Genomic DNA, 273 nt, shown 5'->3' with positions numbered 1-273 from the left:
TGATCTGGTGCCAATCCCGCGACAAGCGCTCCTGGCTGGGCTCGACCTCGGCCAAGGCGATCATGTGCAGGTGCGGGTGCCACTGGCCCGAGTTGTCTCCCCGCTTCACTTCGTATGACCAAACAGCGCCCACAACTCCATCGAGCACAGAGCCGCGACCACGTTGCCGGCGTTTCCATAGCTCGCGCTGGGCTCTATGAAGGTGCTTAAAGCGTTCAGCCAGGTCATCACCGTTCTTCACCGTCAAAGTCACCAAAAAAGGCCTCAGAGCCG

General features: G+C 60.1%; 1 protein-coding gene. It reads right to left on the bottom strand.

The window, feature by feature from the left end; genetic code table 11:
* Positions 1-105: 105 nt before the first annotated feature.
* On the bottom strand, positions 106-228 hold the full coding sequence (locus tag ABG80_RS23685) for a hypothetical protein (protein ID WP_268760910.1): 123 nt from the start codon (positions 226-228) through the stop codon (positions 106-108).
* Positions 229-273: the final 45 nt, after the last annotated feature.

It is taken from the genome of Aquabacterium parvum (assembly GCF_001447195.1).
In the GTDB taxonomy this organism is placed as follows: Bacteria; Pseudomonadota; Gammaproteobacteria; order Burkholderiales; family Burkholderiaceae_C; genus Aquabacterium; species Aquabacterium parvum.
The sequence above is the reverse complement of the archived record's forward strand: the minus strand, read 5'-3'. Positions and strand labels throughout refer to the sequence as shown.